This is a genomic window from Sulfurospirillum diekertiae, assembly GCF_002309535.1.
GTDB classification, from domain to species: Bacteria; Campylobacterota; Campylobacteria; order Campylobacterales; family Sulfurospirillaceae; genus Sulfurospirillum; species Sulfurospirillum diekertiae.
In genome coordinates this window covers 1,985,943-2,010,897 of record NZ_CP023275.1, presented here as the reverse complement: position 1 = coordinate 2,010,897, position 24,955 = coordinate 1,985,943, and the positions used below count along the sequence as shown (strand labels likewise).

Genomic DNA, 24,955 nt, shown 5'->3' with positions numbered 1-24,955 from the left:
AAAGAGAAGTACCCAAAGTAGGGGATAAGCTTCACGTTCATTACCATTTTAACAATGTCAAATTCAATCTTTGAAATCTAAATAAGCGACCTTAGTCAGTGACGCGAAAAAAGAGATTATCAACTCTTTATTAAAAAAAGAGATACTTTAAGTCAAATGAAGAACACTTCATAAAAATTTTATGGAGAGTTTGATCCTGGCTCAGAGTGAACGCTGGCGGCGTGCTTAACACATGCAAGTCGAACGGATGAAATAAGCTTGCTTATTTCGTTAGTGGCGCACGGGTGAGTAATGTATAGCTAACCTGCCCTTTAGTGGGGGACAACAGTTGGAAACGGCTGCTAATACCCCATACTCCTTCTTATCATAAGGTAAGTTGGGAAAGATTTATTGCTAAAGGATGGGGCTTTATGGTATCAGTTAGTTGGTGGGGTAATGGCCTACCAAGACTATGACGCCTACCTGGTCTGAGAGGATGATCAGGCACACTGGAACTGAGACACGGTCCAGACTCCTACGGGAGGCAGCAGTGGGGAATATTGCACAATGGAGGAAACTCTGATGCAGCAACGCCGCGTGGAGGATGACGCATTTCGGTGTGTAAACTCCTTTTATAAGGGAAGATAATGACGGTACCTTATGAATAAGCACCGGCTAACTCCGTGCCAGCAGCCGCGGTAATACGGAGGGTGCAAGCGTTACTCGGAATCACTGGGCGTAAAGGATGCGTAGGCTGGAAATCAAGTCGAGAGTGAAATCCAACGGCTTAACCGTTGAACTGCTCTCGAAACTGGTTACCTAGAATATGGGAGAGGTAGATGGAATTGGTGGTGTAGGGGTAAAATCCGTAGATATCACCAGGAATACCGATTGCGAAGGCGATCTACTGGAACATTATTGACGCTGAGGCATGAAAGCGTGGGGAGCAAACAGGATTAGATACCCTGGTAGTCCACGCCCTAAACGATGCACACTAGTTGTTGCGATGCTAGTCATTGCAGTAATGCACTTAACAGATTAAGTGTGCCGCCTGGGGAGTACGGTCGCAAGATTAAAACTCAAAGGAATAGACGGGGACCCGCACAAGCGGTGGAGCATGTGGTTTAATTCGAAGATACACGAAGAACCTTACCTGGCCTTGATATCCTAAGAATCCTGTAGAGATACGGGAGTGCTAGTTTACTAGAACTTAGAGACAGGTGCTGCACGGCTGTCGTCAGCTCGTGTCGTGAGATGTTGGGTTAAGTCCCGCAACGAGCGCAACCCTCGTGATTAGTTGCTAACAGTTCGGCTGAGCACTCTAATCAGACTGCCTTCGTAAGGAGGAGGAAGGTGAGGACGACGTCAAGTCATCATGGCCCTTATGGCCAGGGCTACACACGTGCTACAATGGCTAGGACAAAGAGACGCGATACTGCGAAGTGGAGCAAATCTTAAAACCTAGTCTCAGTTCGGATTGGAGTCTGCAACTCGACTCCATGAAGCTGGAATCGCTAGTAATCGTAGATCAGATATGCTACGGTGAATACGTTCCCGGGTCTTGTACTCACCGCCCGTCACACCATGGGAGTTGAATTCACCCGAAGCCGGAATACTAAACTAGTTACCGACCACGGTGGGTTCAGCGACTGGGGTGAAGTCGTAACAAGGTAACCGTAGGAGAACCTGCGGTTGGATCACCTCCTTTCTAGAGTATAGGGGCACTATCTCACAATGGTGCTCCGGCGAGAACTGCTAAGGAAGCTTATTTAGTTTTGAGAGATTGAATGAAAGAGGGGCTTATAGCTCAGGTGGTTAGAGCGTACCCCTGATAAGGGTAAGGTCAGAGGTTCGAGTCCTCTTAAGCCCACCATGGGGAATTAGCTCAGCTGGGAGAGCGCCTGCTTTGCACGCAGGAGGTCAGCGGTTCGATCCCGCTATTCTCCACCATTTTATCAAAAGTGGTAAAAGATTGTATCACGACATTGTTAGTGAAGATGAGGACACAACGTCTAATATAAGAACAAGAGAGATTGTTTTTATATTAGACTTTTTAGTCTAAGTTTATGTTCTAGAATTTAGAATACGACGCTTTGCGTTGTGCTTTAGGTTTGGTTATTTAAGATAGCTTTGCTATCTGATGAAAGAACATAAAGATGTTATTTAATTTATTATTGTCAAAGTCAACAAAACGCAAAAAAAACAATTTACAACTTGTTAGATGGTTTACATTTAATAAGGGAGTGAAATGTGCATTAGAATACAAATAGGTAAGCTATTAAGAGCGAATGGTGGATGCCTAGGCTGTAAGAGGCGATGAAGGACGTACTAGACTGCGATAAGTTGCGGGGAGCTGTCAAGAAGCTTTGATCCGCAAATTTCCGAATGGGGCAACCCAACTGACAGGAATGTCAGTTACCCTGCGGGGGGCGAACCTGGTGAAGTGAAACATCTCAGTAGCCAGAGGAAGAGAAATCAAATAGAGATTCCGATAGTAGCGGCGAGCGAACTTGGAAGAGGGCAAACCAGATGCTTGCATCTGGGGTTGTAGGACTGCGTTATAGAATGATGATAGGTAGTAGAGTAACCTGGAAAGGTTAACCATAGCGGGTGATAGTCCCATATACGAAATCTAGATTCATCTTAGCAGTATCCTGAGTAGGGCGGAACACGTGGTATTCTGTCTGAAGCCGGGAGGACCACCTCCCAACCCTAAATACTACTTACAGACCGATAGTGAACCAGTACCGTGAGGGAAAGGTGAAAAGAACCCCAGTGAGGGGAGTGAAATAGAACCTGAAACCATTTGCTTACAATCATTCAGAGCCCTATGATTTATCAGGGTGATGGACTGCCTTTTGCATAATGAGCCTGCGAGTTGTGGTATCTGGCGAGGTTAAGAAAACTCGGAGCCGTAGCGAAAGCGAGTCTTAATAGGGCGAATTAGTCAGATGCTGCAGACCCGAAGCGAAGTGATCTATCCATGAGCAGGTTGAAGCTGGTGTAAGAGCTAGTGGAGGACCGAACTCATTGACGTTGAAAAGTCTCGGGATGACTTGTGGATAGGGGTGAAAGGCCAATCAAACTTCGTGATAGCTGGTTCTCTCCGAAATATATTTAGGTATAGCGTCATGTTGTAGTATACGGGGGTAGAGCACTGATTGGGCTAGGGCCTATACCAAGGTACCAAACCCTGTCAAACTCCGAATACCGTATATGTAATCATGGCAGTCAGGCGGCGGGTGATAAAATGCGTCGTCAAGAGGGGAACAACCCAGACTACCAGCTAAGGTCCCAAAGTGATAACTCAGTGGAAAACGATGTGGAGTTGCTCAAACAACCAGGAGGTTGGCTTAGAAGCAGCCATCCTTTAAAGAAAGCGTAACAGCTCACTGGTCTAGCGATTCTGCGCGGAAAATATAACGGGGCTAAAGTTATCCACCGAAGCTGTAGATTCTATTTTTAATAGAGTGGTAGGAGAGCGTTCTAGTCAGCATTGAAGGTGTACCGGTAAGGAGCGCTGGAGCGGCTAGAAGTGAGTATGCAGGCATGAGTAGCGATAAAACGGGTGAGAATCCCGTTCGCCGAAAACCCAAGGTTTCCTACGCGATGTTCGTCATCGTAGGGTTAGTCGGGACCTAAGTCGAGTCCGAAAGGGGTAGACGATGGAAAGTTGGTTAATATTCCAACACCAATTATAGAGCGCGATGGAAGGACGCTTAGGGCTAAACGAGGCAACTGATGGAATAGTTGTTCGAAGGGTGTAGATTAGATTACAGGCAAATCCGTAATCTTTTATTCGAGACCTGACAGGCACTTGATGCTCTTCGGAGTGGATGGTGAATCGTTGATGCCGTCGAGCCAAGAAAAGTTTCTAAGTATATCTGTAATTGCTCGTACCGTAAACCGACACAGGTGGGTGAGATGAGTATTCTAAGGCGCGTGGAAGAAACCTGGTTAAGGAACTCTGCAAAATAGCACCGTATCTTCGGTATAAGGTGTGCCTCCTTCTGTATATGGACTTGCTCCAAAAAGCGGAAAAGGTTGCAACAAAGAGTCCCTCCCGACTGTTTACCAAAAACACAGCACTCTGCTAACTCGTAAGAGGATGTATAGGGTGTGACGCCTGCCCGGTGCTGGAAGGTTAATTGATGTGGTTAGCGCAAGCGAAGCCATTGATCGAAGCCCCAGTAAACGGCGGCCGTAACTATAACGGTCCTAAGGTAGCGAAATTCCTTGTCGATTAAATATCGACCTGCATGAATGGCGTAACGAGATGGGAGCTGTCTCGACCAGGAATCCAGTGAAATTGTAGTGGAGGTGAAAATTCCTCCTACCCGCGGCAAGACGGAAAGACCCCGTGGACCTTTACTATAGCTTGACACTGCTGTTGGGATAAAGATGTGCAGGATAGGTGGGAGGCTTTGAGGATGTGACGCCAGTTGCATCTGAGCCATTGTTGAGATACCACTCTTCTTTATTCTGATAGCTAACTGGGACATATTATCTATGTTCAGGACAATGTCTGGTGGGTAGTTTGACTGGGGCGGTCGCCTCCTAAAAAGTAACGGAGGCTTACAAAGGTTGGCTCAGAACGGTTGGAAATCGTTCGCAGAGTATAATGGTACAAGCCAGCTTGACTGTGAGACATACACGTCGAGCAGAGACGAAAGTCGGTCATAGTGATCCGGTGGTTCTGTGTGGAAGGGCCATCGCTCAAAGGATAAAAGGTACCCCGGGGATAACAGGCTGATCTCCCCCAAGAGCTCACATCGACGGGGAGGTTTGGCACCTCGATGTCGGCTCATCGCATCCTGGGGCTGGAGCAGGTCCCAAGGGTATGGCTGTTCGCCATTTAAAGCGGTACGCGAGCTGGGTTCAGAACGTCGTGAGACAGTTCGGTCCCTATCTGCCGTGGGCGTAGGAAAGTTGAGGAGAGTTAACCCTAGTACGAGAGGACCGGGTTGAACGAACCACTGGTGTACGGGTTGTTCTGCCAAGAGCATCGCCCGGTAGCTATGTTCGGATGTGATAACCGCTGAAAGCATCTAAGCGGGAAGCCAACTCCAAGATTAACTTTCCCTGAAGACCTCATGAAGACTACATGTTTGATAGGCTGGGTGTGTAATGGGTGAGAGCCCTTTAGCTGACCAGTACTAATAGGTCGTTTGGCTTACATATTATTACGTATGATAATGCTATTTCACTTCCTTATTAAGTGTAAAGCGCTTTGTTGACTAGACAATATTAAAATCACCAAAAGAATGGTGAATTAAGCCTATTTCGCTATAATGCGACATAGATTTAATTCACGATTCTGGTGGCTATAGAGAAGAGGAAACGCCCTGTCCCATTTCGAACCAGGAAGCTAAGCTCTTCATCGCCGATAATACTTTCCCTTACTGGGATGGAAACGTAGGTCGCTGCCAGTTCCGTGATTCTTTCTTTTACAACTCATCTTTTATCTCGTCTTATTCAAAGGCGGTCCTCCTTGGAAAAAAATCAATCAAAAGCTTATTTCTTTGCCATTTCTGCTGTTTTACTGTGGTCTACGGTTGCAAGTGCTTTTAAACTCTCATTAGCCTATTTTGATGCCTTAAATCTTCTTCTTTATGCTTCATCTTTTTCCTTATGTGTATTTTTCTGTGCAATGGGATATCAACACAAATTTTATATTTTATTTTTATATTCAAAAAAAACCTATTTTAAACTTGCTTTGTTGGGGCTTATAAACCCGTTTATCTACTATTTAGTCTTGTTTCGTGCGTATGAGCTATTGCCTGCACAAGAGGCTCAGCCTATCAATTATACATGGGCATTAACGTTAACCTATCTCTCTGTTTTTATTTTAAAACAAAAAATAAGTGTTTATGACTTTCTAGCGGGGCTTATTTGCTATTTTGGTGTTCTCATTATTTCGACACATGGTGATCTCTGGGGTTTCTCTTTTTACAGTCTTACAGGTGTTTTTCTAGCTCTTTTTTCAACAGTCTTATGGTCATTGTATTGGATTTATAATACCAAGTTACATGTAGATCCGCTGGTAGGTCTTTTTATCAATTTTCTTTTTGGTGTCCCTGCAATTTTATTTTACGCTCTTATCACGTCTCATCCTTTGGTGTTTAATATCCATGGTTTTTTAGGCTCGGCATATGTCGGTATTTTTGAGATGGGTATTACGTTTATTTTATGGCTACAAGCGATGAAGCTGAGTACCAATACAGCAAAAATTGCAAATCTTATTTTTATTTCTCCTTTTTTGTCTTTAGTGTTTATTTCTATTTTTGTTGGAGAAGTGATTCTTTTTTCAACATATATAGGTTTGATTTTTATTATAATAGGCTTATTATTACAACAAAGAGTTAAGAAGGTTGACAGATGAAAAAATGGATTTGTATTTTAATCATATTTCTATTAGGCACACTCTCATTGCACGCTGATTTTTTGGAAGCTGAACGTAAAAAGGCATTTAACGAAAAAAAATTAATTTTACTAAGTGTGACAAAAGAGTTTTGCCCTTATTGTATTAAAATGGAAAAAGATGTCTTTGAAAATACACTATATCGTAATCAGATTGAAAAAAAATATTTACATGTAACTATCAATCGAGAAAATCCCGAGTTACCTCAAGCCTTACATGTAAAGTATTATCCTACCAATTTGATCTTATCGCCAAAAGATCTTAAAATTATAGATGATTTTGCTGGATACATTGAACCTGTGAGTTTTATTGAGCTTCTAGATGAAGTCTATGAGCAAGAATTTAAGTAATTTTTGTATATTTTAAAACGAGATAAGCGATAAGGGTTGCAAACGTGAGGCGTAAGCCTACCATAATCCATAGATTGGCTCCAAAGATAACAAAAAGGAGCGTATCTTCAATAATCGCATGACAGATCATTAAATAGGTACCAATAAATAAAATTTCTCGTTTTTGTAAAAGCCCTTTTTCATATTCTGCAATTAATATACCAGCACCATAAGTGATTCCTAAAATTACACCGACCAAAATTGAAAAACCACTATTCACTTTTTGCGAGTGTTTTTCAATCATTTGAAGTGATTTAATGAAGTCAAGAACGAAAATAAGTGTTGTAACCAGTAGAATAATTTTTAGTGATAGCGAAAGTGATTCATACAAAGAATTTTGTAACAGATCACTGAGCGAATGATACAAAGGGTGTGATGGTACCATAGCTTCTTGGCTTAGTTCATTAGAAAACCAACTCTGAGGAAGTTTTGAGGTTAATCCTCCTACAAGTAACCCTGCACAAAGTCTTAAAAGAATGGAATATACTCTTGAAATACCTAATCGTTTCATAATCTCTGTTTCGACAATAAGGGCATGTGCTATACCTAAAAAGACGGCTAGTACAGTCCATTCTTTTGGGCTAAGTCCTAGAGGTGCTGCAAAGGCAATAGCTGCATAAAGATTGAGAAAAAGTCCACTCACAATGGAAAGAGCGGTTTCCTGAGGGAGTCCTAAAAGTGCGACTAGTGGTTTAAAGATAAAGGTAATATACGAAAGAAGATTATAATAGAAGAGGATATCTGCCAAAATGTAAATAGGTACAATGAGCTTCAAAATCGTCCAAGAACTTTTTAACGATGTTTGAAGTGATCTTTGTAGACTAAATGACATTTTGGCCCTTTTTTTAATACTTAATTTATCTTAGCTAAGATATAATACCGACCTCAAACAAATATGTGCGCTCGTAGCTCAGCTGGATAGAGCATCGGTTTGCGGTACCGGAGGTCAGGGATTCGAATTCCTTCGGGCGCACCACTTCGTTTAAAATGTCTCTTCAAATACCCTATATTTTGTTTTTTGTAATCCCAATTCTTCATACGATTTTTGTGTAGCTTTATCGTCTTTGTGAACATAAAGTCTGATGCCACATACATCATAGTGCTCTTTTGCCAATGATTTTGCTTTATCTAAAAGCGCATCGTGGATCTCTTTTTCATGTTCATGATCGGTGACAAAAATACTTTGAATACAATAATAAGCACCATTGCTCCAATCACTCCACTCTCTTGTGATCATGGCTAATCCAAGGATGACATGATCAATCGTAGCTATAAGGTAAAAGCCGTTGTGAAATTTTGAAAAGACCTGGTGGACGCCTTCGGTTGTAAGGGCAAGTGAAACATTTTTATTTACAGTTTCTTTTGCAAATAGTACATTAAATTCGGCTATTTCTTTAGCATCATCACGCGTTGCAATACGAACAATAAGATTTTCTAACATGGGTTCTCCTTATTTTTTGGGTTGTAACATAAAGTCGACGATTTCTTGAGCTCCACCATCATGAATGAGTTGAGATAATTTTTTGGAAACATTTGAAAGATTGATACTTTTAATATGGGTTAAAAGTGCTACTGGATCAATATCTTGTTGGGGAAGGATAAGTGCTGCTTCTTGATCAGCGAGTGCTTTTGCATTAAAGTATTGGTGGTTTGCAGCTGCATGAGGATAAGGGATAAATAATGCGGGCACATTTGCTGCACAAAGTTCCCATAATGTGCTTGCACCTGAACGACTAATGGCAAAGTCAGCACGTGCAAGTTTTTCAGGAATTGCGTTAGAAAAATCAAACACGTCCGCTAAAATACCTTCGTCTTCGTAAAATTTTTTCATTTGCTCAAACTCTTTTTTCCCTGTTTGATGAATAATAGCAATGCCTTCTTGCTGCAAAAGCTTTGCCATTTTAAGCGCTAGGTGGTTAATAAAGGTTGCTCCTTGGCTTCCTCCCAAAAAGATGATTGTTTTAAGATCCGATCGTTCTCTTCGACTCTTAAAAAAAGTTTCACTCACGGGATAACTCGTCATAGTTGCTTTTGCGTCATAAGAGCTAAAAAATGCTTTAGAAAAAGGTCTTAAAAGGGAATTGAGTTTACCTTGGATTGCATTTTGTTCATGAATATAAAGAGGTATGCCACACAGGAGTGCTCCAAATGAAGCAGGGGCAGCGGAATACCCTCCTACTGAAAAAACATACTTGACCTGATGTTTTTTGAAAAGAGCTTTACATGTAAAGGCTGAGCGAATGATCGTAAAAAGAGCAAGGGCTTTATGTATCCCTTTTTTGTTGACCACTCCGCGGCTTTCTAAAAAATAGGTTTTTTCAAATCCCGTATCATTTTCAAACCACGTTTGATCTTGCCCTGCAGTAGAGCCAATGTAAATAGGTTTGAGTCCGCGCTTGTTTAACTCTTCTTTAATAGCACGGGCGATAACCAAATGACCGCCTGTTCCTCCACCCGTAATAGCAATCATAGTTTAGCCTTTTTACTAATCATCAATACCATTCCAATACCCACTGCAAGGGCTAAAATAGAACTACCACCGTAGCTAATAAATGGAACGGAAATACCTTTGATAGGGGTAATCGAAGTAATACCATAGGCGTTCATTAGGAAAGAAAAAACGATGAGAAGTCCAATGCCAAGCGAGAAGAGGTAATAAACTTTATTGGAACTTCGGCTAGCAATTTTAAAAATACGATAAACAATCGTGATAATAACTAAGGTCAAAATGGTTACACCAAGTGCTCCCAGCTCTTCAGCAATACCAGCAAGGGCAAAGTCCGTATGAACTTCACTCAAATAGCCTAGTTTAAACATTCCATTGCCAATGCCTTCTCCAAAAATACCACCGTGTTTGATTGCATTGAGCGAGTGTGAAATTTGGTAAGGCTCTGGTGCATCTTCGACTCGTAAGACAGCGGCTATTTTTTCAGGGAAGAGAGAAAGTACCATGTTTTGAATGGTTGCCCACCATGTTTTGATACGCAAGATTCGGTGACTGGAGCTAAAAATTGCCACAAGAAAAACAAAAATGGAGCCTAAAATGGCAAGCATAAAAAGTTGAAGACTTGTTCCTGCAAAAAATGCCATCACGGCAAGGGTCAATGCTAAAACAATCACTTGTCCAAGGTCATTTTGCATTACGGCTATTAAGTAGATAACCAAGACAAAAACTGCCAAATAAGGGAGGATAAGTTTCATCTCTTCTTTGAGTGATTTTTTATCATTATTGAGTTTCCTTGCAAAACTCCATGCCAAAAAATAAACAAAACCAATTTTAAAAAACTCAACAGGTGCTAGCGAAAATCCTGGAAGTCTAATCCACCTTTTTGCTCCACCAGCAGAGGTTACTAAAGATTCTGGAAGGTAGTGCATCACACCCATCAGTAGAAGGCAACTGAGAAATATTGTGAAGCCAATATGGATTAAAAATTTATCAGGATCTACTTGTGAAAGCGCCCACATTATCGTGATACTCACCATTCCTACAGCAAATTGTCGAATGAAGAAATGATACTCTGAATAGTCAAAGAAAAGTGTCGTAAACACTGGTAAGGACAATGAAAAAACAATGCCAACACAGATGGCAAAGGTGCTGAGTGAAAAAAGTATTTTATCTGTTTCCATGGTTTCTTATTGTATAGTTGGGATTTATATTATTCTACACTAAAATAGATTAAACCTTATAGTATCGCAATTTGGAATAAAATTTGCTTGTATACAACAAGAAATGTGGAAAGGAAAACGATGAGTTTTGAGATTAGCAAATCAAATAAATTAATGGTTGAAGGCTTAAATGCTAGATCAATGCGACAAGATCTTGTCTCTAGTAATATAGCGAACATCGATACACCTTTTTACAAAGCAAGAGATGTAGACTTTGAAAGTGCATTGATTGCAAAAACAAAAGAAATTTATGGTACGAATAATGCTTCCACTAAACTTGAAATGGCTCAAACCGATGGTGCGCACTTAAGCGGCATTACTGATTTTGATAGTTCTAAAGCAACGGTATATCTTCGAGATGGACAAATGGCTCGAAATGATGGTAACACGGTTGATTTAGATGTTGAGTCTTCGGAGCTTGGTAAAAATGCCATGATGTTTAATGCGTTAAGCTCAGCTTTACAAAAAGATAGTCTTATTTTTAAAAGCGTTATTGAATATTCGTCAAAAATATAAGGAAAACAGATGGCCTATTTAAGCAGTTTTGATATTAGTAGTTACGGACTCTCTGCCCAACGTTATCGTATGGAAGTCATTAGCTCCAATATCGCAAATGCAAATACCACGCGAACCAGTGAAGGTGGTCCTTATCAGCGCCAAGATGTTGTCTTTAAAGCGATTGATTTCAACAAAACATTAAACGCCAAAATTGCTAAACAAAATAATATGCTTGATTATGAAAACCCACTTGATGACCCATTCTTGCAAGAAAATGCCAATCCTGCTATAATGAGTGTTAAAGTGGATAAAGTGGTACGTGATGAGAGCGAATTTAAATATAAATATGACCCCTCTCATCCTGATGCCAATGCTGAAGGATATGTTGCATATCCTAATGTCAATCCCGTAATTGAAATGTCCAATCTTGTTGAAGCAACAAGAGCATATCAAGCGAATGTAGCAGCATTTCAAAGTGCGAAATCCATTGCACAAAGTGCAATAGATATTTTAAAAGGATAAGGTAAATGGCTAGTACAATTGACACACTTTCATCATTAACCAATAAATCCAATATCACTGTTAATAAAGCTGATTCATCAAATGGTGACTTTTCAAAAATTTTACAAGATTCTATTGAAGAGATCAATGATTCCCAAGTGAAAGGTGATAAAGCAATGGCTGATATTGCCACGGGGGAAGTGAAAGATTTACATCAAGCGGCTCTTTCCATCAATAAAGCAGAAATGAGTATGAAAATGATGTTAGAAATTCGCAATAAAGCACTCAGTGCTTACAAAGAGATTGCTAGGACACAAATTTAATTTTCTGCCTACATGGAACAAGCTGACACCAAAAAAATCAAAATCCTTTTTCTCTTTGTTGTTGTTCTTATTGGATTTATTATCTTCCTTGGAACACTTTTTTACTGGGCAACTATTGATAGAAGGTTACCCAAATTAGAGCACAGTGAAGTTAATTATGCTCTTCGTGGTAACATCATTAGTTCGGATGGTTTTAAGATTGCAACGAGTCAAAAACTCTACAAAGCGATTGTTGATACTCGTAATGTTGATCCTCAAAAATTTGACCTCTTTGTTAAACTTTACTCCTTATACAGCGGGGATGATCCCAAGGCTGTTGCTGCAACACTTAATGCAAATTCTGGTACAACCGTCTTATCGTATAAAATCGATTCTAAAAGCGCTAAATATTTACAAGAACTTTCACGAAAACTGTATAAATTAGGTGTTTTTAAAAGTTTTGAAGACCCTAAAACGGGTGTTGCTTTTCTCCATGGTCTGAGTGTCATTGAAAGTGGCGAATACAGGCTCTACCCTTCTGGGGACTCTGTGACGCCTATTGTTGGCTATGTAAAGAAAATTGAGCAAAAAAATATTACCAAATCAACAGGTGTTAAAGGAATTGAGCGTTTTTACGAAGACAAACTTTCATCCGTACAAGACTCGCTAATTATCGGTTCACGTGATATCTCCAATGCCATTATCTTAGATGGCAATAGCGTCTCATCGCGTCGTTTTGATGGCTATGATGTCCATTTAACTCTGTCCCTCAAAATGCAAAAAATGATTGAAAGTGTTTTAGATAAATATCAAAAAAATCTTGATGCTAAAGAGATTATAGCTGGCGTGATGAATAGCGAAACAGGCGAATTTATAACATTAGCTTCAAGTAATCGTTTCAATCCTGACACGATTGACAAAAAAGATTATGGAGCTCTTAATATTTCGGCGATAGAGTATATTTATGAACCAGGTTCGGTCATGAAACCTATTACCTTTTCGCTCTTATTTAAAGCCAATAAAATCAATCCTTATGATATGTACAATATTTATGGAGGAAGCTATAAACTTGGTACGAAAGTGATTAAGGATGAGCATAGAGGAGATAAATTAAGCGTTGAAGATATTATTGTTTATTCGAGTAATATTGGAACGGCTCAAGCTGCTCAAAAACTTGATGCAATAGAGTTTTATCAAGGGTTGAAGGATTTTGGATTTTCTGTCAGAAGTGGCGTGGATCTTCCATTTGAAAATCCAGGTATTATTCCTGCGCTGAACCGTTTTAATTCACCCATTTATAAAGCAACGGTAGGCTATGGCTATGGTATGAATGCAACGTTTATGCAAATCATTAAAGCCTATAACGCTTTTAACAATAACGGACGATTGCTCACTCCTTCCATCGTTAAAAAATTGGTCTCTTCAACGGGGCAAGAACTTTTTCCTGAAAAAAATCCAGAAGTACAGGTTATTCCTGTTGCAGTGGCAAAACGTATCCAAAAAATTCTTATTAAAGTTGTTCAGCAAGGAACGGGATCGGGAACGAAAATGAGCGGTTTAGAAATAGGTGGCAAAACAGGAACCGCACACATTGCAGAAGATGGTGAGTATGTTAGAATCTATAATGGTTCATTCTTTGGTTTTGTTAACGATAAGAAAAATAAATATACCGTAGGTGTACTTGTACGTGAAGCGAAAAAAAGGCAAGCTTACTTTGCAGCACAAAGTGCCGTTCCTGTTTTTAAAGAGATCATTGAAAAGCTTGTTGACAATGGATATCTCACACCGTCTTCCGATATTCAAAATACCCCGCAAGAAATCAAGCAATAAGGTGTGTAATACACTCCACAAAAGCCTCATCATCATTGGGGCATTTCGCAACGATATAACGATCAAAGCCTAATTTATGTGCGAGTTCTGCATACTCCATGCAGAGTTCAAACTCCGTTTCCGAATTATCAATCGTAAATGAAATCGGTACAATGAGCGCATTTTTATTCTCAAGCGAAGTTAGCTTCTCTTCCATAGAAGGCTCAAGCCATTTTACGGGACCAAGTTTGGACTGGTAGGCGAGATGAATCGCTTTAAAATGAAGATTTTCTTCTCTTAGAAGTTCAGCAATAAGCTTTACATGTAATGTGATCTCTTTTTGGTAAGGATCCCCATTCGCGATAATTTTTTGAGGCAACGAGTGGGCAGAAAAAATAAGCTCCATTTGGGCAGGATTATTTTCCCCGAGCGCTTCTTTGATGTTTTTGACCAAAAGTAGGTTATACATTTTATCTTCATAAAAATGGTCAATAACGCGTATTTTACCCGTGAAGCCTAATGTTTTGGCAATTTTCATAAAATCCTCAACGGAAGACTTGGTGGTCGTCGTTGAATAGTGTGGGTATAGTGGCAGTAAAATGACCTCTTTAATCCCTTTTTTTTGAAGTTCAGCAATGACTTCATTGCAAAAGGGCGGTGTATAGCGCATCGCAAAGTTTACATGTAAAGAGGATAGAGCATTTTGGAGTTTATCAACAAGCTGCTGGGTGTACCCCACTAAGGGCGATTTTCCACCCAGTTTCGCATAGTTTGCTTGTGCTTGTTTTGTGCGCGATGTGGTAATGATGAAAGCAATTAAACGTCGTAAAAGCGAGCTTTTAACGGTGATAATATTGCTGTCATTGAACATATTAGACAAAAAGAGCTTGACTTCATCTAGGTTGTTAGGCCCTCCCATATTGAGAAGTACAAGCGCTTTTTGAACCATTTATGCCTTTCGTGAAGAGATGTCGAGGGTAATCATACTATCTTCAATGGTACTTAAACCATGGCGATCACCTGTTTCGATGTACTGCGCAAAGGCTTTATGTTCACGAATCAGAGGCTCTTCTTTTTTAAGCATGACTTTGCGGATGACATATGAGTTGTTTTTTTGATATTCTGAATATTCTGTCAAATCTTGTGCCATCAAATCAGCCTCATAATAGCCCTCTTTGGTTGCGACTTCAATCGTACGCTTTCTAAAAGGTGTTAACCAGTTGGTGGTAATGCTTGCGACAATTTCACCACTAAGTTGAAATGACAAAATAGCATTATCTTCATGGTGGTTGTGAATTTTTTGTGATTTGTAGATCGAAACTTTTTCAATTTCATGTTTGGTAATGAAACGAATAAGATCAATGTCATGCACTGAAAGATCGGTCAAGATGCCAACATCGGCAATACGTGGAGGGAACGGTCCAACGCGGGTAATGCCAATACTGTAAATCTCTTTACCTTCAAGTTCGTTGATGAGCGCTGAAACGACTGGGTTGAAGCGTTCGATGTAGCCTACACAGACTTTCGCATTCGCTTTTTGGGCAGCTTTGAGAATTTCAGAAGCCTCTTCACAGTTTGATGCGACTGGCTTTTCGATAAAAAGATCTTTGCCCTTAGCTAAACATTTGAGCGCAACACTTTTGTGTAAAAAGGTTGGAACAACGATAACCACCGCTTGAAAGTCCGCTTTTTCTAACATCTCGTCAATGTCTGTATAAAACGGTTCATCGTACTCTCTGGTTTGTTGAATATCACACAATGCTGTGAGCTCGAACTCTGGTAAACTCTTTAAAACTCTGTAGTGGTTTTGACCCATAGAGCCAAGACCGATTAGTGCTACTTTAACCATCATTTATGCCTTAATTGCGTTGACAATGAAATCTTGTTGCGTTTCTGTTAAGAACGGACTCATTGGAAGACTCATGATTTCAGTTCCGACTTGCTCGCTGATTGGGAAGTCACCTTTTTTATAACCTAAGTAGCTCAATGCTTCTTGAAGGTGAAGGGGAATAGGGTAGTGAACCGCTGTTGGAACGCCCGCATCATTTAATTTCTGGATCATTGCCTCACGATTTTTCACACGAATGGAATATTGTGCGTACATAGAGTTTCGATCGTTCATGATTTTTGGTGTAACGACATTTGCACCCTCAAGCAATTTACTGTAACGGCTACCGACTTCGATACGTTTTTTGCATTCTGCTTCAAAATGGTTCATTTTGACATTGAGGATGGCGGCTTGAAGTGCATCAAGTCTACCATTGATACCAATGTATTTGTGCTCGTAACGTTTGCCTTGTCCGTGGTTCAGGAGTGATTTAAGTTTTGCACCAAGTTCATCATCGTTGCAGAAAACAGCACCACCATCACCATAACATCCAAGAGGTTTGGATGGGAAAAAGCTGGTACAACCGATGGTTGAAAGATTGCATGATTTTTTGCCTTTGTACTCTGCTCCAAAACTTTGGCACGCATCTTCGATAACGACTAGATTGTGTTTTTTTGCAATAGTATTAATGGCGTCCATATCTGCTGTTTGTCCGTAAAGAGAGACAGGCATAATGGCTTTTGTTTTAGGTGTGATTTTTGCTTCGATTAGCTTTGGATCGATGTTATACGTTGTTTCATCAATGTCCACAAAGACAGGTTTTGCTTTTAAAAGAGCGATAGTTTCTGCCGTTGCAATGAACGTAAATGGCGTCGTGATGATTTCATCACCGGGTTGGACATCTATCGCCATTAAGGCTAATAAAAGGGAATCCGTTCCACTTGAACAGGCAAAGGCATACTTCGCACCTGTGTATTTTGCAAGGTTCTCCTCAAGTTTTGTCACTTGTGGTCCCATAATAAATTGGGTAGAACTTAAAACATTTAAAACTTCTTTGTTGATCTCTTCTTTGTAGGTTTCATATTGCGTTTTGAGGTCGATAAAAGGGATTTGCATCATTGTACCTTTAGGTTAAAAATAGCTAATATTTTACTCCAAACATTCTTTTGCGAGGATAAAGTGTTGATGTGCTATCGTTTAGTATGCGTTATGGAGGTTATATATGAAAACAGTTTTAGTAACAGGAGCATCGCGAGGAATTGGCAAAGCAATCGCTGAAAAACTTTGCCGCCATTACCGTGTCATAGCCCTTGATAAAGAGGTCCCAACCCATCATTTTTTTGAACAATTTTATGCGTGCGATCTTAGCCATACCCAAGAGCTGCAAGAGACAATAAAGCAGATTACAAAAGAGATAGATGCGTTGTATGGGCTTGTGAATAATGCGGGTATTTTTATCCATAAGCCCTTAAATGAACAGAGTTTGCAGGATTGGGAGACAATCATCGCGGTCAATCTTACCGCTCCATACATTTTATCGCAAGCCTTTGCGCCCATTTTGAAACAGGGGCATATCATTAACATTGCATCGACACGAGCGTTTATGTCAGAAGCGGGTACGGAGCCTTATTCTGCATCCAAAGGTGGCATTGTCGCTTTAACCCATGCCCTTTCAATCTCCCTTGCAGGTTATGTCAGTGTCAATTCCATCAGCCCAGGTTGGATCAATACCGATGAAAGCTATGTGGCAACTGTAGAAGAACAGGCATGGCATTCCAGTGGACGCATTGGCAAGCCAAGCGACATTGCTGAGGTGGTGAGCTTTTTATTGGAGCGAGAAGATGGATTTATCACGGGGAGTGATTTTGTGGTCGATGGCGGTGTCTCTAAAAAAATGGTGTATCCATGAGACGATTATTCGTCGCTTTTGTGTTAACTTCTTTGAGTTTGTTGGCAGAGTGTTCGTTTAAAACGGACACATTAATAGCCAAAGAGGGCGAAGTAGTCGATAAAAAAAGTGGTTTAATCTGGCGTCGATGCGCTTTAGGACAAGAGTGGCAAAAAGGCAAAGGATGTATAGGCGAAATAGAACTTCTAAAACGTAAAGAGGCGGAAGAAAAGGCGAATGCGTTAGGAAAAGGTTGGCGTATACCGAGCATTGATGAGCTTTTAACTTTGGTGGATGAACGCTGTAAAACACCTATGATTAACAGCACACTGTTTGGAAAACTTCACGATACTGGTGAAGGAGCAAATTATCTCAGTTCTTCCATTTACCTTGAAGGTGATGATGTGATACCAACGCTTTTTTATACGATTAATTTTCTCGATGGAAGTGCGGATGCCCATACAAAGGGCTATATGGGAGCGGTATTGTTGGTGCGTTAAGCCCTTTTGATTTCATGCTACATCTTTACATGTAAAGTGCATGAAACCAAAAAGAGGATGCAAAATAGTTCTTAAACAGCGCCCATGATTTTTTTAGAACTTGTACCTTTGTGGCTGAGTATCTCTTCATAACTCATCGCTTTTGCCGCGCAATCGGTCTTTAAAAGTCCTTCATACAGTACGTCGATTTTCTTTTTATTGTCAAGTTTTTTGAGTTCACTTTTATCGAGTCCTGAGAGATCAAGCAGTTCATTCCACACAGAGCTTTCTGCTAAAGAGTACGCATGAATGGTGACACCTTCATAGCTAAATGTACCATTTTTATCCAAATCGGTGACATACAGTACAACCAATGTTGCAGGGGTAAAAAACGCTTTATAACGCTCAAAAAAGGCTTCAAAATGCAAGATGCTCTCTAATTCAGCGGAAAAAAAAGTGACGGTGTCGTCGTTTGAAACCAACAAAACTTGTTTGGCTTGCACTTTGGGTGGCAAGATACGATCTGGGGAGAGCTGTTTTCCCTCTTCAACGATCAAAGCGCCACGGTAGCCCACGAGCCCATTTCCGATCTCGCCGTTGAAAGAAGGCTGCCACGTGAGGTTGTTCTCTTTAATAAACTGCAAAATCGACATGTGTATCCTTTATGTGTGATACAGAGGGTTATACAAGAACTATTCCGTGAGGTTTTAAGAGGAAAAAGTAGGGTGGTTTAAAGACTTAGCTGTGAAGATTAAAAATTTAGTCCTATAGTATTTAACTTTCATGATTCATTTTTTTATATCGTACTTTGTGCCATCATATTTCCATATAGCGCCTTTATCAGATTTACCATAAGCCTCAATGTCTTTATACCCATTGGAAATAGTATCTTGAATTATTAATAGGAAATCATTTGTGGAGCTTCCATAAAAATGGTTTAAAATTCGATAGTGTAGATCTTTTTGCTTTTCTAAAAGAAAAAACTCAATATCATGAGCTATGGCAGTGTGTAATTTAACAAAAAGTTCTTTTTCTCCATCTCCATTGAGGTCATATTCAAAAAGATAAACATCTACAGGCTGACTTCCATCTTCCCTGTCAAAATCAATTTTAAGATTTGTTGGTAAATGAAGATAGGTGTAATGAAATATATTGTCAACTATCTCTTCTTTTCCTAATATCTGAACATCTTTTTCATCCCAACAAAAATATCCAATTTCAATGTTGTAAGGTTTTAATGCTTCTTTTTCATGTTTATCAATAAACGTAAGTACATCTTTAGCTTGATCACATGGTAGTTTATTTTCAAATGGTACTTCAACTGTTTCAGCATTCATAATGGTTGATAATAAGGTAATAAGTAAAACGAATTTGTATAAATATCGCATCTGCATATCTCTTTTACATGTAAAATTTTTTAAGTGGTATTTATCTGCCTAATTGTACCAAAATAGCCAATTTTCATTCTAAATTTCTTTACATGTAAACCCTTAAACCCATTTTCTGTATAATCGCGCAACTAATAATGATGGAGCATAATTGCATGAATCACACGTTTAAAATGATCCTTTTTTACCTTGCGATGTTTGTGTCGCTAGGGCTTTTTTGGTTTTGGATGGCTTTGCCTTCTTCTAGCCTTATCACGTTAGACCCAAATGTTAAACTACAATGCCTCTCGTATGCTCCTTTTGGCAAAGATGAGTCGCCGATGAACATCGCTAAAGGGTTTCGACCTTCAACGGAGCAGATGGACAAGGACTTGGCGCATTTGGCGACGATTACGAGTTGTATTCGTTCTTACTCAAGCGTAGGACTGGAAGAGTTACCTGAAATTGCGCGTAAACATGGGCTGAAACTGTGGTTGGGTGCATGGGTGAGCAGTGATGCCGCTTTGACGCGCAAAGAGATCGACACGACGATTCGTTTAGCCAAAGAGAACAAAGACATCATCGAAACAGTTGTGGTCGGAAATGAAGCGCTTTTGCGTAACGATGTGAGTGCATCTCAACTGGTAGGTTACATAGGCGAAGTCAAACAGGCATTGCCTGATATGGTCATCACGTATGCGGATGTATGGGAGTTTTGGAACAAGCATCCTGAGATCGCTCCTGCGGTGGATCGTGTGACCATTCATATCTTGCCATACTGGGAAGACAAGCCCATCAGTGTGGACAAAGCGCTTTTACATGTAAAGAATATTCGCGAGTTGATGCAACAAAAAATCCCTGACAAAGAGATCGTCATCGGGGAGACGGGTTGGCCGAGTGAAGGGCGTATGAGAGAAAGTGCATATCCCAGTGCTGTGAACCAAGCGCTCTTCACGCGCAGTTTTGTCAAGATGGCGGAAGAGAATGGCTGGAAATACAATTTTATCGAGGCGTTCGATCAGCCGTGGAAACGTATGAGTGAAGGTGCTGTGGGCGGTTTTTGGGGGCTGTTTGATGCGAATAGGGCGGATAAGCACATCTTACATGGTTTTGTTTCCAATTTTCCTAATGCCCTTTGGCTTTTCATCGCCAGTTGTACGCTCAGTCTGGTTGGGTTGATTTGGCTTTGGGGATTGCCACGATGTTCATGTAAAAAAGCACCATATTGGTTTGCGACCCTTTTTGGCGGTTCGGTGGCGCTCACGTGGCAAGCCAATGCTTACTGGATCGTTTCGCGCAATAATTTAGAGTACGCATGGGCGATTTTGTGCCTAAGTATTGCTTTTTTATTATGGTTAAAACTGGTGCGTTTTCTCATTGATGAAGAGATAGAGATGCGTGGTTCTATGGCGCGATTTATGAGTGTTATAACACTGAGTGAACCTAAAGGTGAAACGTTTTGGGAAGATGCCTTGCATCTACTGAGTGTGAGCGTGGTGCTTGTTATGGCACTCGCTTTGGCGTTTGATGGAAGGTATCTCAACTTTGAGCTTGGAACGCTAGGTATCATCGCTACGGTTTATGCGGTGGTCTATTTTGCAACGGAGCGCAAAGAGCTAAATGGCTTGATGGAAAAGGTCAGTGGTTTGGCACTTTTTATCTGTGCTTTGGCGGTCTTGCTGCATGAAAGTGCACGGAATGATTTTGCCCTTAATTGGGTTGTATGTGTGCTGGTTTTTGGTTCGACTTTATGGCTTTCTCCCTCTAAACTGTGTGGCATTACCAAGTCTTTTCTGATCTTAATTGTAAGTGCGCTTCTTTTGGTAGCGATGAAAGAAGGTATCTTTGTCAATGAGTCGTGGGTAGACGTGTGTGCCGCTGACCCAATGCTTCCTCTTTGTCAATTTAGAACACTTCTTGGCAAAGTGGTTTATCTCAATTATGTAGGGCTTTCGGGTATTGTGGTTGCCATCTTTAGTGTGCTCTCCGGAAGTTATGTGTTGGGAATGATCGCGATCATCATGGGACTTTTTTGTCTTTTAACGTTCAATGGTTTTTTAGGCGCTATCATTGTTGTTTTAGGTTGGTGGATTGTTGGGTATCGTTTAAACGATCAGTGTGCATTGTAGAGATCGTATCGTGACTATTTTTAGGGGATTTAATAATAGCCTTTAGGTTTTTTCGTTAAAATAAATAAATTTTTAATAACGGTAGGAAAGAAAGTATGGACGTAAGAGCAGAGTTTTTAAAGTTTTTTGAACAAAAAGGTCACAAGATTGTCGAGAGTTCTCCACTTGTACCTGATGATGCGACGCTTCTGTTTACCAATGCAGGCATGGTTCCTTTTAAGAGTGTTTTTACAGGTGAAGTTCCTCGTCCTAACCCTCCACGCGCGACAAGTTGCCAAACATGTATCAGAGCGGGAGGTAAACACAATGACCTTGACAATGTTGGGTATACAGCGCGCCATCATACTTTTTTTGAAATGCTTGGAAACTTCTCTTTTGGCGATTACTTTAAAGAAGATGCGATTGCGCATGCGTGGGAATTTGTGACCGAAGTGCTTAAACTTCCAAAAGAAAAATTGTGGGTAACGGTTCATGAGAGCGATGATGAAGCTGAGGCAATTTGGAAAAAACATATTGATGCGAGCCGTATTATACGCTTTGGTGATAAAGACAACTTCTGGCAAATGGGCGACACCGGTCCGTGTGGTCCGTGCAGCGAAATTTTTATTGATCAAGGGGAAGAGAACTTTAACACGCCTGAAGATTATATGGGAGGCGATGGTGATCGCTTCTTAGAAATTTGGAACCTGGTGTTTATGCAATATGAGCGTGACAAAGCAGGTGTCCTTCATCCGCTTCCAAAACCTTCCATCGACACAGGTATGGGATTAGAGCGTGTGACGGCAGTTAAAGAAGGTGTGTTTAGCAACTATGACTCAACACTTTTTATTCCTCTCACCAACAAAGTGGCAGAACTGTGTGGTAAACCTTATGCGTACAAAACGGGTGCAAGTTACCGTGTTATTGCAGATCATATTCGTGCCGTTTCCTTTCTTGTGGCACAAGGCACAACTTTTGGTCGTGTCGGTCGCGGGTATGTGCTTAGACGCATCCTTCGTCGAGCCGTTCGACATGGTTATCTTTTAGGACTCAGAGAGCCCTTTATGTACAAACTTTTAGATACCTTGTGTGATCTGATGGGTAAACAGTATCCGTACATTGTGACTAAAAAAGAGGTCATTGCTGAACAGATCAAAAACGAAGAAGAGAGCTTCTTTGCGACCATCGCTTCAGGACTCGAACTCTTTGAGAAAGAGCTCCCCAATACCAAAACAATGTTTAGTGGTGAAGTAGCGTTTAAACTCTACGATACGTATGGTTTTCCTCTTGATTTAACAGCTGATATGCTCAGAGAAAAAGGGTTAAGCGTTAACGAAGCCGAGTTTGAAGCTTTGATGGCGGAGCAAAAAGCACGCTCCAAAGCCTCATGGAAAGGTAGTGGTGACAAAGCAACCCAAGGTGAGTTTAAACCGCTTCTTGAAAAATTTGGCCTCAATACCTTTGTGGGTTACACTCAAAAAGAAGCCAAAACAAAAGTCTTAGCGCTTTTAGATGAAAACTTCAAAGAGGTTCAAAGCTTGGAAGAAAACGGATGGGTCATGTTTGAGCAAACACCATTTTATGCGATGAGCGGTGGACAAAGTGGCGATGAAGGTATCATCGAAGGATATGGAAAAGTCCTTGATACCAAGAAATTTTTTGACCTAAATCTCTCTTTGGTAGAGCTCGATATGCCTTTACATGTAAACGATGAGGTGAGTGTCAGTGTTGATCTCTCACGTTTAGAGATCGAAAAACATCACAGTGCAACGCACCTCCTTCACAGCGCTCTTCGCAAAGTCTTAGGAGATCATGTAAGCCAAGCGGGAAGTTTGGTTGAAAAAGATCGTCTACGTTTTGACTTTTCCCATCCTAAAGCGTTGAGTAATGAAGAGATTGTGAAAATTGAAGCCTTAGTGAACAGCTTCATTGCCAGTGGTGTTGCGGGGCAAACCAAACTCATGAATGTAACGGAAGCTAAAAACAGTGGCGCAATGGCACTGTTTGGTGAGAAATACGGCTCAGAAGTTCGTGTGGTTAGTTTTGGCGATGCAAGCATTGAGCTGTGCGGTGGAACGCATGTCAGCAATACCGCCAATATTGGAAGTTTTTTCATCTTAAAAGAGAGCGGTGTGAGTGCGGGAGTGAGGCGTATTGAAGCGATTTGTGGTGGTGCGGCGTTAGCGTATGCCCAAAACCTTAGAGCTGAAATCGAAGCGATTAAAGAGAGTCTCAAACACAAAGAGCCACTCATCGGTATTAACCGTCTTAAAGAAGAGATTAAAACCTTAAAAACGGAAGTTGAATCTCTTAATGCCCACGCAGGAAAAGCCGTAGAATCTTTACATGTAAACGGTGTTGAACTCATCGTTGACGTTCTTGGCGCTGGAGATATTAAAGCGCGTATTGATGATCTTAAAAATGAAAAAGAATCTGTTGCGGTACTTTTGTTGCAAGTCAAAGAGGACAAAGTGATGATCGCAGCAGGTGTTAAAAATGCGGCCATTAAGGCAGGTGCTTGGATTAAAGAGATTGCACCTATTGTTGGTGGCGGTGGTGGTGGTCGTGATGACTTTGCACAAGCAGGTGGACGCGATGCTTCAAAAATAGAGGAAGCTAAAAAAGCAGCCATTGAGTATGCTAAAACGGTTCTTCAAGGCTAGATGATGCGTGATTTTTTCATAGAAATATTTGGCGATTTTGGCAGAATCATCGTTTTTTTACATGTCATTAGTTCAGCATTATTAATTGGCAGTATGTTCATAATGCGATTTGTCATTCAACCTGTGGAAGAATATGTTCCTGATGAAAAGATCAAGTTCAATAGTTGTATGCAAATGATGCGCCGTTATATTCTTTTTTTAGTCCCTGTAATGTTAGTGATCGTGATAACATCGGTGTTTATGCACATAGGGCTTGGCTTTAAATCAGGCAATCCTACCACGTATGTCATGGTGCATACTAAAGAAGCCCTTTGGACATTTATTGCCTTTAATTTTATTTACATGTATTTTAAATACCTCAGAGCTAAAAAAGGATTAGCCGAAGAGAATTACATTGAGGTCGAGGAAAATGTGATCTTAATGGTGAAATATCTTATTCCGCTTAATTTACTTTTAGCCATTATCTCGGTCTATTTTGGCGTGATTTTACGAGGCTATTAAGATGCAAACGATCGTTTTAGGCTCCACTTCTATCACGAGAGCAGAACTGCTGAGCAAATTTGGAGTTCCGTTCATTCAACGAGATGCTGGCTTTGATGAAGAGAGCCTTCGCATCAGTGATCCTTCGCATTTTGTCTACCATGCGACCAAGGGAAAAATGCAGAGTTACCTTGAAAAATACGACTTGGAAATGCCTGTCTTGTGTGCCGATACGGTTGTAACTGCCAATGGGCAAATCCTTCGTAAAGCCAAAGACAGAGCCGATGCCAAACGTATTTTAGAAGCGCAAAGTGGCAATACGGTGAGCATCCTCAGTTGTATGATCTATAAATCCAAAACGATTGAACTTATTGATCTCTCAACCACCGATTATCTTTTTTTACCTTTTGATACCAAAGCATTGCATGATTATTTAGAGAGTGATGAATGGCAGGGAAAAGCGGGCGCATGTATGGTGGAAGGATTTTGTAAATCATATATTAAAGAAGTGGTCGGATTAGAGAGTACCGCTATGGGGCTGAGCGTTGAGAAGCTTCTGCCTTTTTTGACCAAGTAA

21 protein-coding genes, 3 tRNA genes and 3 rRNA genes are annotated in these 24,955 nt (G+C 40.7%); 18 read left to right on the top strand and 9 right to left on the bottom strand.

The window, feature by feature from the left end; genetic code table 11:
• Positions 1 to 178: 178 nt before the first annotated feature.
• From SJPD1_RS10330 to SJPD1_RS10300, 7 genes are all read left to right on the top strand, one after another.
• A 16S ribosomal RNA gene (locus tag SJPD1_RS10330) occupies positions 179 to 1,687 on the top strand.
• Between the two features lie 88 nt (positions 1,688 to 1,775).
• Positions 1,776 to 1,852 (top strand) — tRNA-Ile (locus tag SJPD1_RS10325).
• 1 nt (position 1,853) lies between these two features.
• A tRNA-Ala gene (locus tag SJPD1_RS10320) sits at positions 1,854 to 1,929 on the top strand.
• Between the two features lie 318 nt (positions 1,930 to 2,247).
• Positions 2,248 to 5,160: ribosomal RNA gene (locus tag SJPD1_RS10315) — 23S ribosomal RNA — on the top strand.
• 135 nt (positions 5,161 to 5,295) lie between these two features.
• A 5S ribosomal RNA gene (rrf, locus tag SJPD1_RS10310) occupies positions 5,296 to 5,411 on the top strand.
• Together the 16S, 23S and 5S rRNA genes with 2 tRNA genes alongside form the textbook arrangement of a ribosomal RNA operon.
• A gap of 59 nt (positions 5,412 to 5,470) precedes the next feature.
• Complete coding sequence (locus SJPD1_RS10305) at positions 5,471 to 6,361, top strand: DMT family transporter (RefSeq protein WP_096047090.1); 891 nt, start codon at positions 5,471 to 5,473, stop codon at positions 6,359 to 6,361.
• The gene (locus SJPD1_RS10300) at positions 6,358 to 6,750 is read left to right on the top strand and encodes a thioredoxin fold domain-containing protein (RefSeq protein WP_096047089.1); all 393 of its coding nucleotides are present in this window, start codon (positions 6,358 to 6,360) and stop codon (positions 6,748 to 6,750) included. Before SJPD1_RS10305 ends, SJPD1_RS10300 begins: the two co-directional genes overlap by 4 nt.
• On the opposite strand, the gene SJPD1_RS10295 is transcribed toward SJPD1_RS10300, so the two are convergent.
• Positions 6,743 to 7,621, bottom strand: coding sequence for a nucleoside recognition domain-containing protein (locus tag SJPD1_RS10295; RefSeq protein ID WP_096047088.1), 879 nt, complete (start codon positions 7,619 to 7,621; stop codon positions 6,743 to 6,745). The two genes, SJPD1_RS10300 and SJPD1_RS10295, sit on opposite strands and share 8 nt — an antisense overlap.
• A 67-nt stretch (positions 7,622 to 7,688) precedes the next feature.
• Here SJPD1_RS10295 and SJPD1_RS10290 point away from each other — a divergent pair.
• Positions 7,689 to 7,765: transfer RNA gene (locus SJPD1_RS10290), tRNA-Arg, on the top strand.
• Positions 7,766 to 7,771: 6 nt separating this feature from the next.
• Here the strand turns inward: SJPD1_RS10290 and SJPD1_RS10285 are convergent.
• Genes SJPD1_RS10285 through SJPD1_RS10275 form a run of 3 tightly spaced genes read right to left on the bottom strand, consistent with a single transcriptional unit; the run spans position 7,772 to position 10,416 of the window.
• Entirely contained in the window at positions 7,772 to 8,230 is a 459-nt protein-coding gene (locus SJPD1_RS10285) for a GNAT family N-acetyltransferase (RefSeq protein WP_096047087.1), read from the bottom strand.
• A gap of 9 nt (positions 8,231 to 8,239) precedes the next feature.
• Positions 8,240 to 9,259 (bottom strand): undecaprenyldiphospho-muramoylpentapeptide beta-N-acetylglucosaminyltransferase, encoded by a 1,020-nt coding sequence (gene murG / locus SJPD1_RS10280; protein ID WP_096047086.1) that lies wholly within the window; start codon positions 9,257 to 9,259, stop codon positions 8,240 to 8,242.
• On the bottom strand, positions 9,256 to 10,416 hold the full coding sequence (locus SJPD1_RS10275; RefSeq protein ID WP_087439082.1) for an FtsW/RodA/SpoVE family cell cycle protein: 1,161 nt from the start codon (positions 10,414 to 10,416) through the stop codon (positions 9,256 to 9,258). The genes murG and SJPD1_RS10275 overlap by 4 nt, the downstream gene beginning before the upstream one ends.
• Before the next feature lie 120 nt (positions 10,417 to 10,536).
• Between SJPD1_RS10275 and flgB the strand changes: the two genes are divergently transcribed.
• Genes flgB through SJPD1_RS10255 form a run of 4 tightly spaced genes read left to right on the top strand, consistent with a single transcriptional unit; the run spans position 10,537 to position 13,586 of the window.
• Positions 10,537 to 10,971, top strand: a complete 435-nt coding sequence (flgB, locus tag SJPD1_RS10270; RefSeq protein ID WP_087439081.1) for a flagellar basal body rod protein FlgB — start codon at positions 10,537 to 10,539, stop codon at positions 10,969 to 10,971.
• Positions 10,972 to 10,980: 9 nt separating this feature from the next.
• On the top strand, positions 10,981 to 11,475 hold the full coding sequence (gene flgC, locus SJPD1_RS10265; RefSeq protein WP_096047085.1) for a flagellar basal body rod protein FlgC: 495 nt from the start codon (positions 10,981 to 10,983) through the stop codon (positions 11,473 to 11,475).
• 5 nt (positions 11,476 to 11,480) lie between these two features.
• On the top strand, positions 11,481 to 11,777 hold the full coding sequence (gene fliE, locus SJPD1_RS10260; protein ID WP_096047084.1) for a flagellar hook-basal body complex protein FliE: 297 nt from the start codon (positions 11,481 to 11,483) through the stop codon (positions 11,775 to 11,777).
• A gap of 12 nt (positions 11,778 to 11,789) precedes the next feature.
• Positions 11,790 to 13,586, top strand: a complete 1,797-nt coding sequence (locus SJPD1_RS10255) for a peptidoglycan D,D-transpeptidase FtsI family protein (protein ID WP_096047083.1) — start codon at positions 11,790 to 11,792, stop codon at positions 13,584 to 13,586.
• Here the strand turns inward: SJPD1_RS10255 and hemH are convergent.
• The 3 genes from hemH to SJPD1_RS10240 are packed head-to-tail and all read right to left on the bottom strand — an operon-like array spanning position 13,576 to position 16,509.
• Complete coding sequence (gene hemH / locus SJPD1_RS10250; RefSeq protein ID WP_096047082.1) at positions 13,576 to 14,514, bottom strand: ferrochelatase; 939 nt, start codon at positions 14,512 to 14,514, stop codon at positions 13,576 to 13,578. The two genes, SJPD1_RS10255 and hemH, sit on opposite strands and share 11 nt — an antisense overlap.
• Positions 14,515 to 15,414 carry a Gfo/Idh/MocA family protein gene (locus tag SJPD1_RS10245; RefSeq protein ID WP_096047837.1) on the bottom strand — a complete coding sequence of 300 codons (900 nt, stop codon included), beginning with the start codon at positions 15,412 to 15,414 and terminating at the stop codon, positions 14,515 to 14,517.
• Between the two features lie 3 nt (positions 15,415 to 15,417).
• Complete coding sequence (locus SJPD1_RS10240; RefSeq protein ID WP_096047081.1) at positions 15,418 to 16,509, bottom strand: DegT/DnrJ/EryC1/StrS family aminotransferase; 1,092 nt, start codon at positions 16,507 to 16,509, stop codon at positions 15,418 to 15,420.
• Between the two features lie 106 nt (positions 16,510 to 16,615).
• Here SJPD1_RS10240 and SJPD1_RS10235 point away from each other — a divergent pair, with 106 nt between their 5' ends.
• Positions 16,616 to 17,302, top strand: a complete 687-nt coding sequence (locus SJPD1_RS10235; RefSeq protein ID WP_096047080.1) for an SDR family NAD(P)-dependent oxidoreductase — start codon at positions 16,616 to 16,618, stop codon at positions 17,300 to 17,302.
• The gene (locus SJPD1_RS10230; protein ID WP_096047079.1) at positions 17,299 to 17,781 is read left to right on the top strand and encodes an Lcl C-terminal domain-containing protein; all 483 of its coding nucleotides are present in this window, start codon (positions 17,299 to 17,301) and stop codon (positions 17,779 to 17,781) included. Before SJPD1_RS10235 ends, SJPD1_RS10230 begins: the two co-directional genes overlap by 4 nt.
• A 71-nt stretch (positions 17,782 to 17,852) precedes the next feature.
• Here the strand turns inward: SJPD1_RS10230 and SJPD1_RS10225 are convergent, their stop codons facing one another.
• Both SJPD1_RS10225 and SJPD1_RS10220 read right to left on the bottom strand, forming a co-directional pair.
• On the bottom strand, positions 17,853 to 18,413 hold the full coding sequence (locus SJPD1_RS10225) for a hypothetical protein (protein ID WP_096047078.1): 561 nt from the start codon (positions 18,411 to 18,413) through the stop codon (positions 17,853 to 17,855).
• 135 nt (positions 18,414 to 18,548) lie between these two features.
• Positions 18,549 to 19,148: a hypothetical protein gene (locus SJPD1_RS10220; RefSeq protein WP_096047077.1), complete on the bottom strand. Its 600-nt coding sequence runs from the start codon at positions 19,146 to 19,148 to the stop codon at positions 18,549 to 18,551.
• A gap of 155 nt (positions 19,149 to 19,303) precedes the next feature.
• On the opposite strand from SJPD1_RS10220, the gene SJPD1_RS10215 reads away from it, so the two are divergent.
• The 4 genes from SJPD1_RS10215 (at position 19,304) to maf (ending at position 24,955) form a co-directional block, all read left to right on the top strand.
• A complete protein-coding gene (locus tag SJPD1_RS10215) occupies positions 19,304 to 21,256 on the top strand; it encodes a glycoside hydrolase family 17 protein (protein WP_096047076.1) in 1,953 nt (650 codons plus the stop codon).
• A gap of 95 nt (positions 21,257 to 21,351) precedes the next feature.
• A complete protein-coding gene (gene alaS / locus SJPD1_RS10210; protein WP_096047075.1) occupies positions 21,352 to 23,898 on the top strand; it encodes an alanine--tRNA ligase in 2,547 nt (848 codons plus the stop codon).
• A gap of 3 nt (positions 23,899 to 23,901) precedes the next feature.
• Positions 23,902 to 24,399 (top strand): hypothetical protein, encoded by a 498-nt coding sequence (locus SJPD1_RS10205; RefSeq protein ID WP_096047074.1) that lies wholly within the window; start codon positions 23,902 to 23,904, stop codon positions 24,397 to 24,399.
• A gap of 1 nt (position 24,400) precedes the next feature.
• The gene (gene maf, locus SJPD1_RS10200; RefSeq protein WP_096047073.1) at positions 24,401 to 24,955 is read left to right on the top strand and encodes a septum formation inhibitor Maf; all 555 of its coding nucleotides are present in this window, start codon (positions 24,401 to 24,403) and stop codon (positions 24,953 to 24,955) included.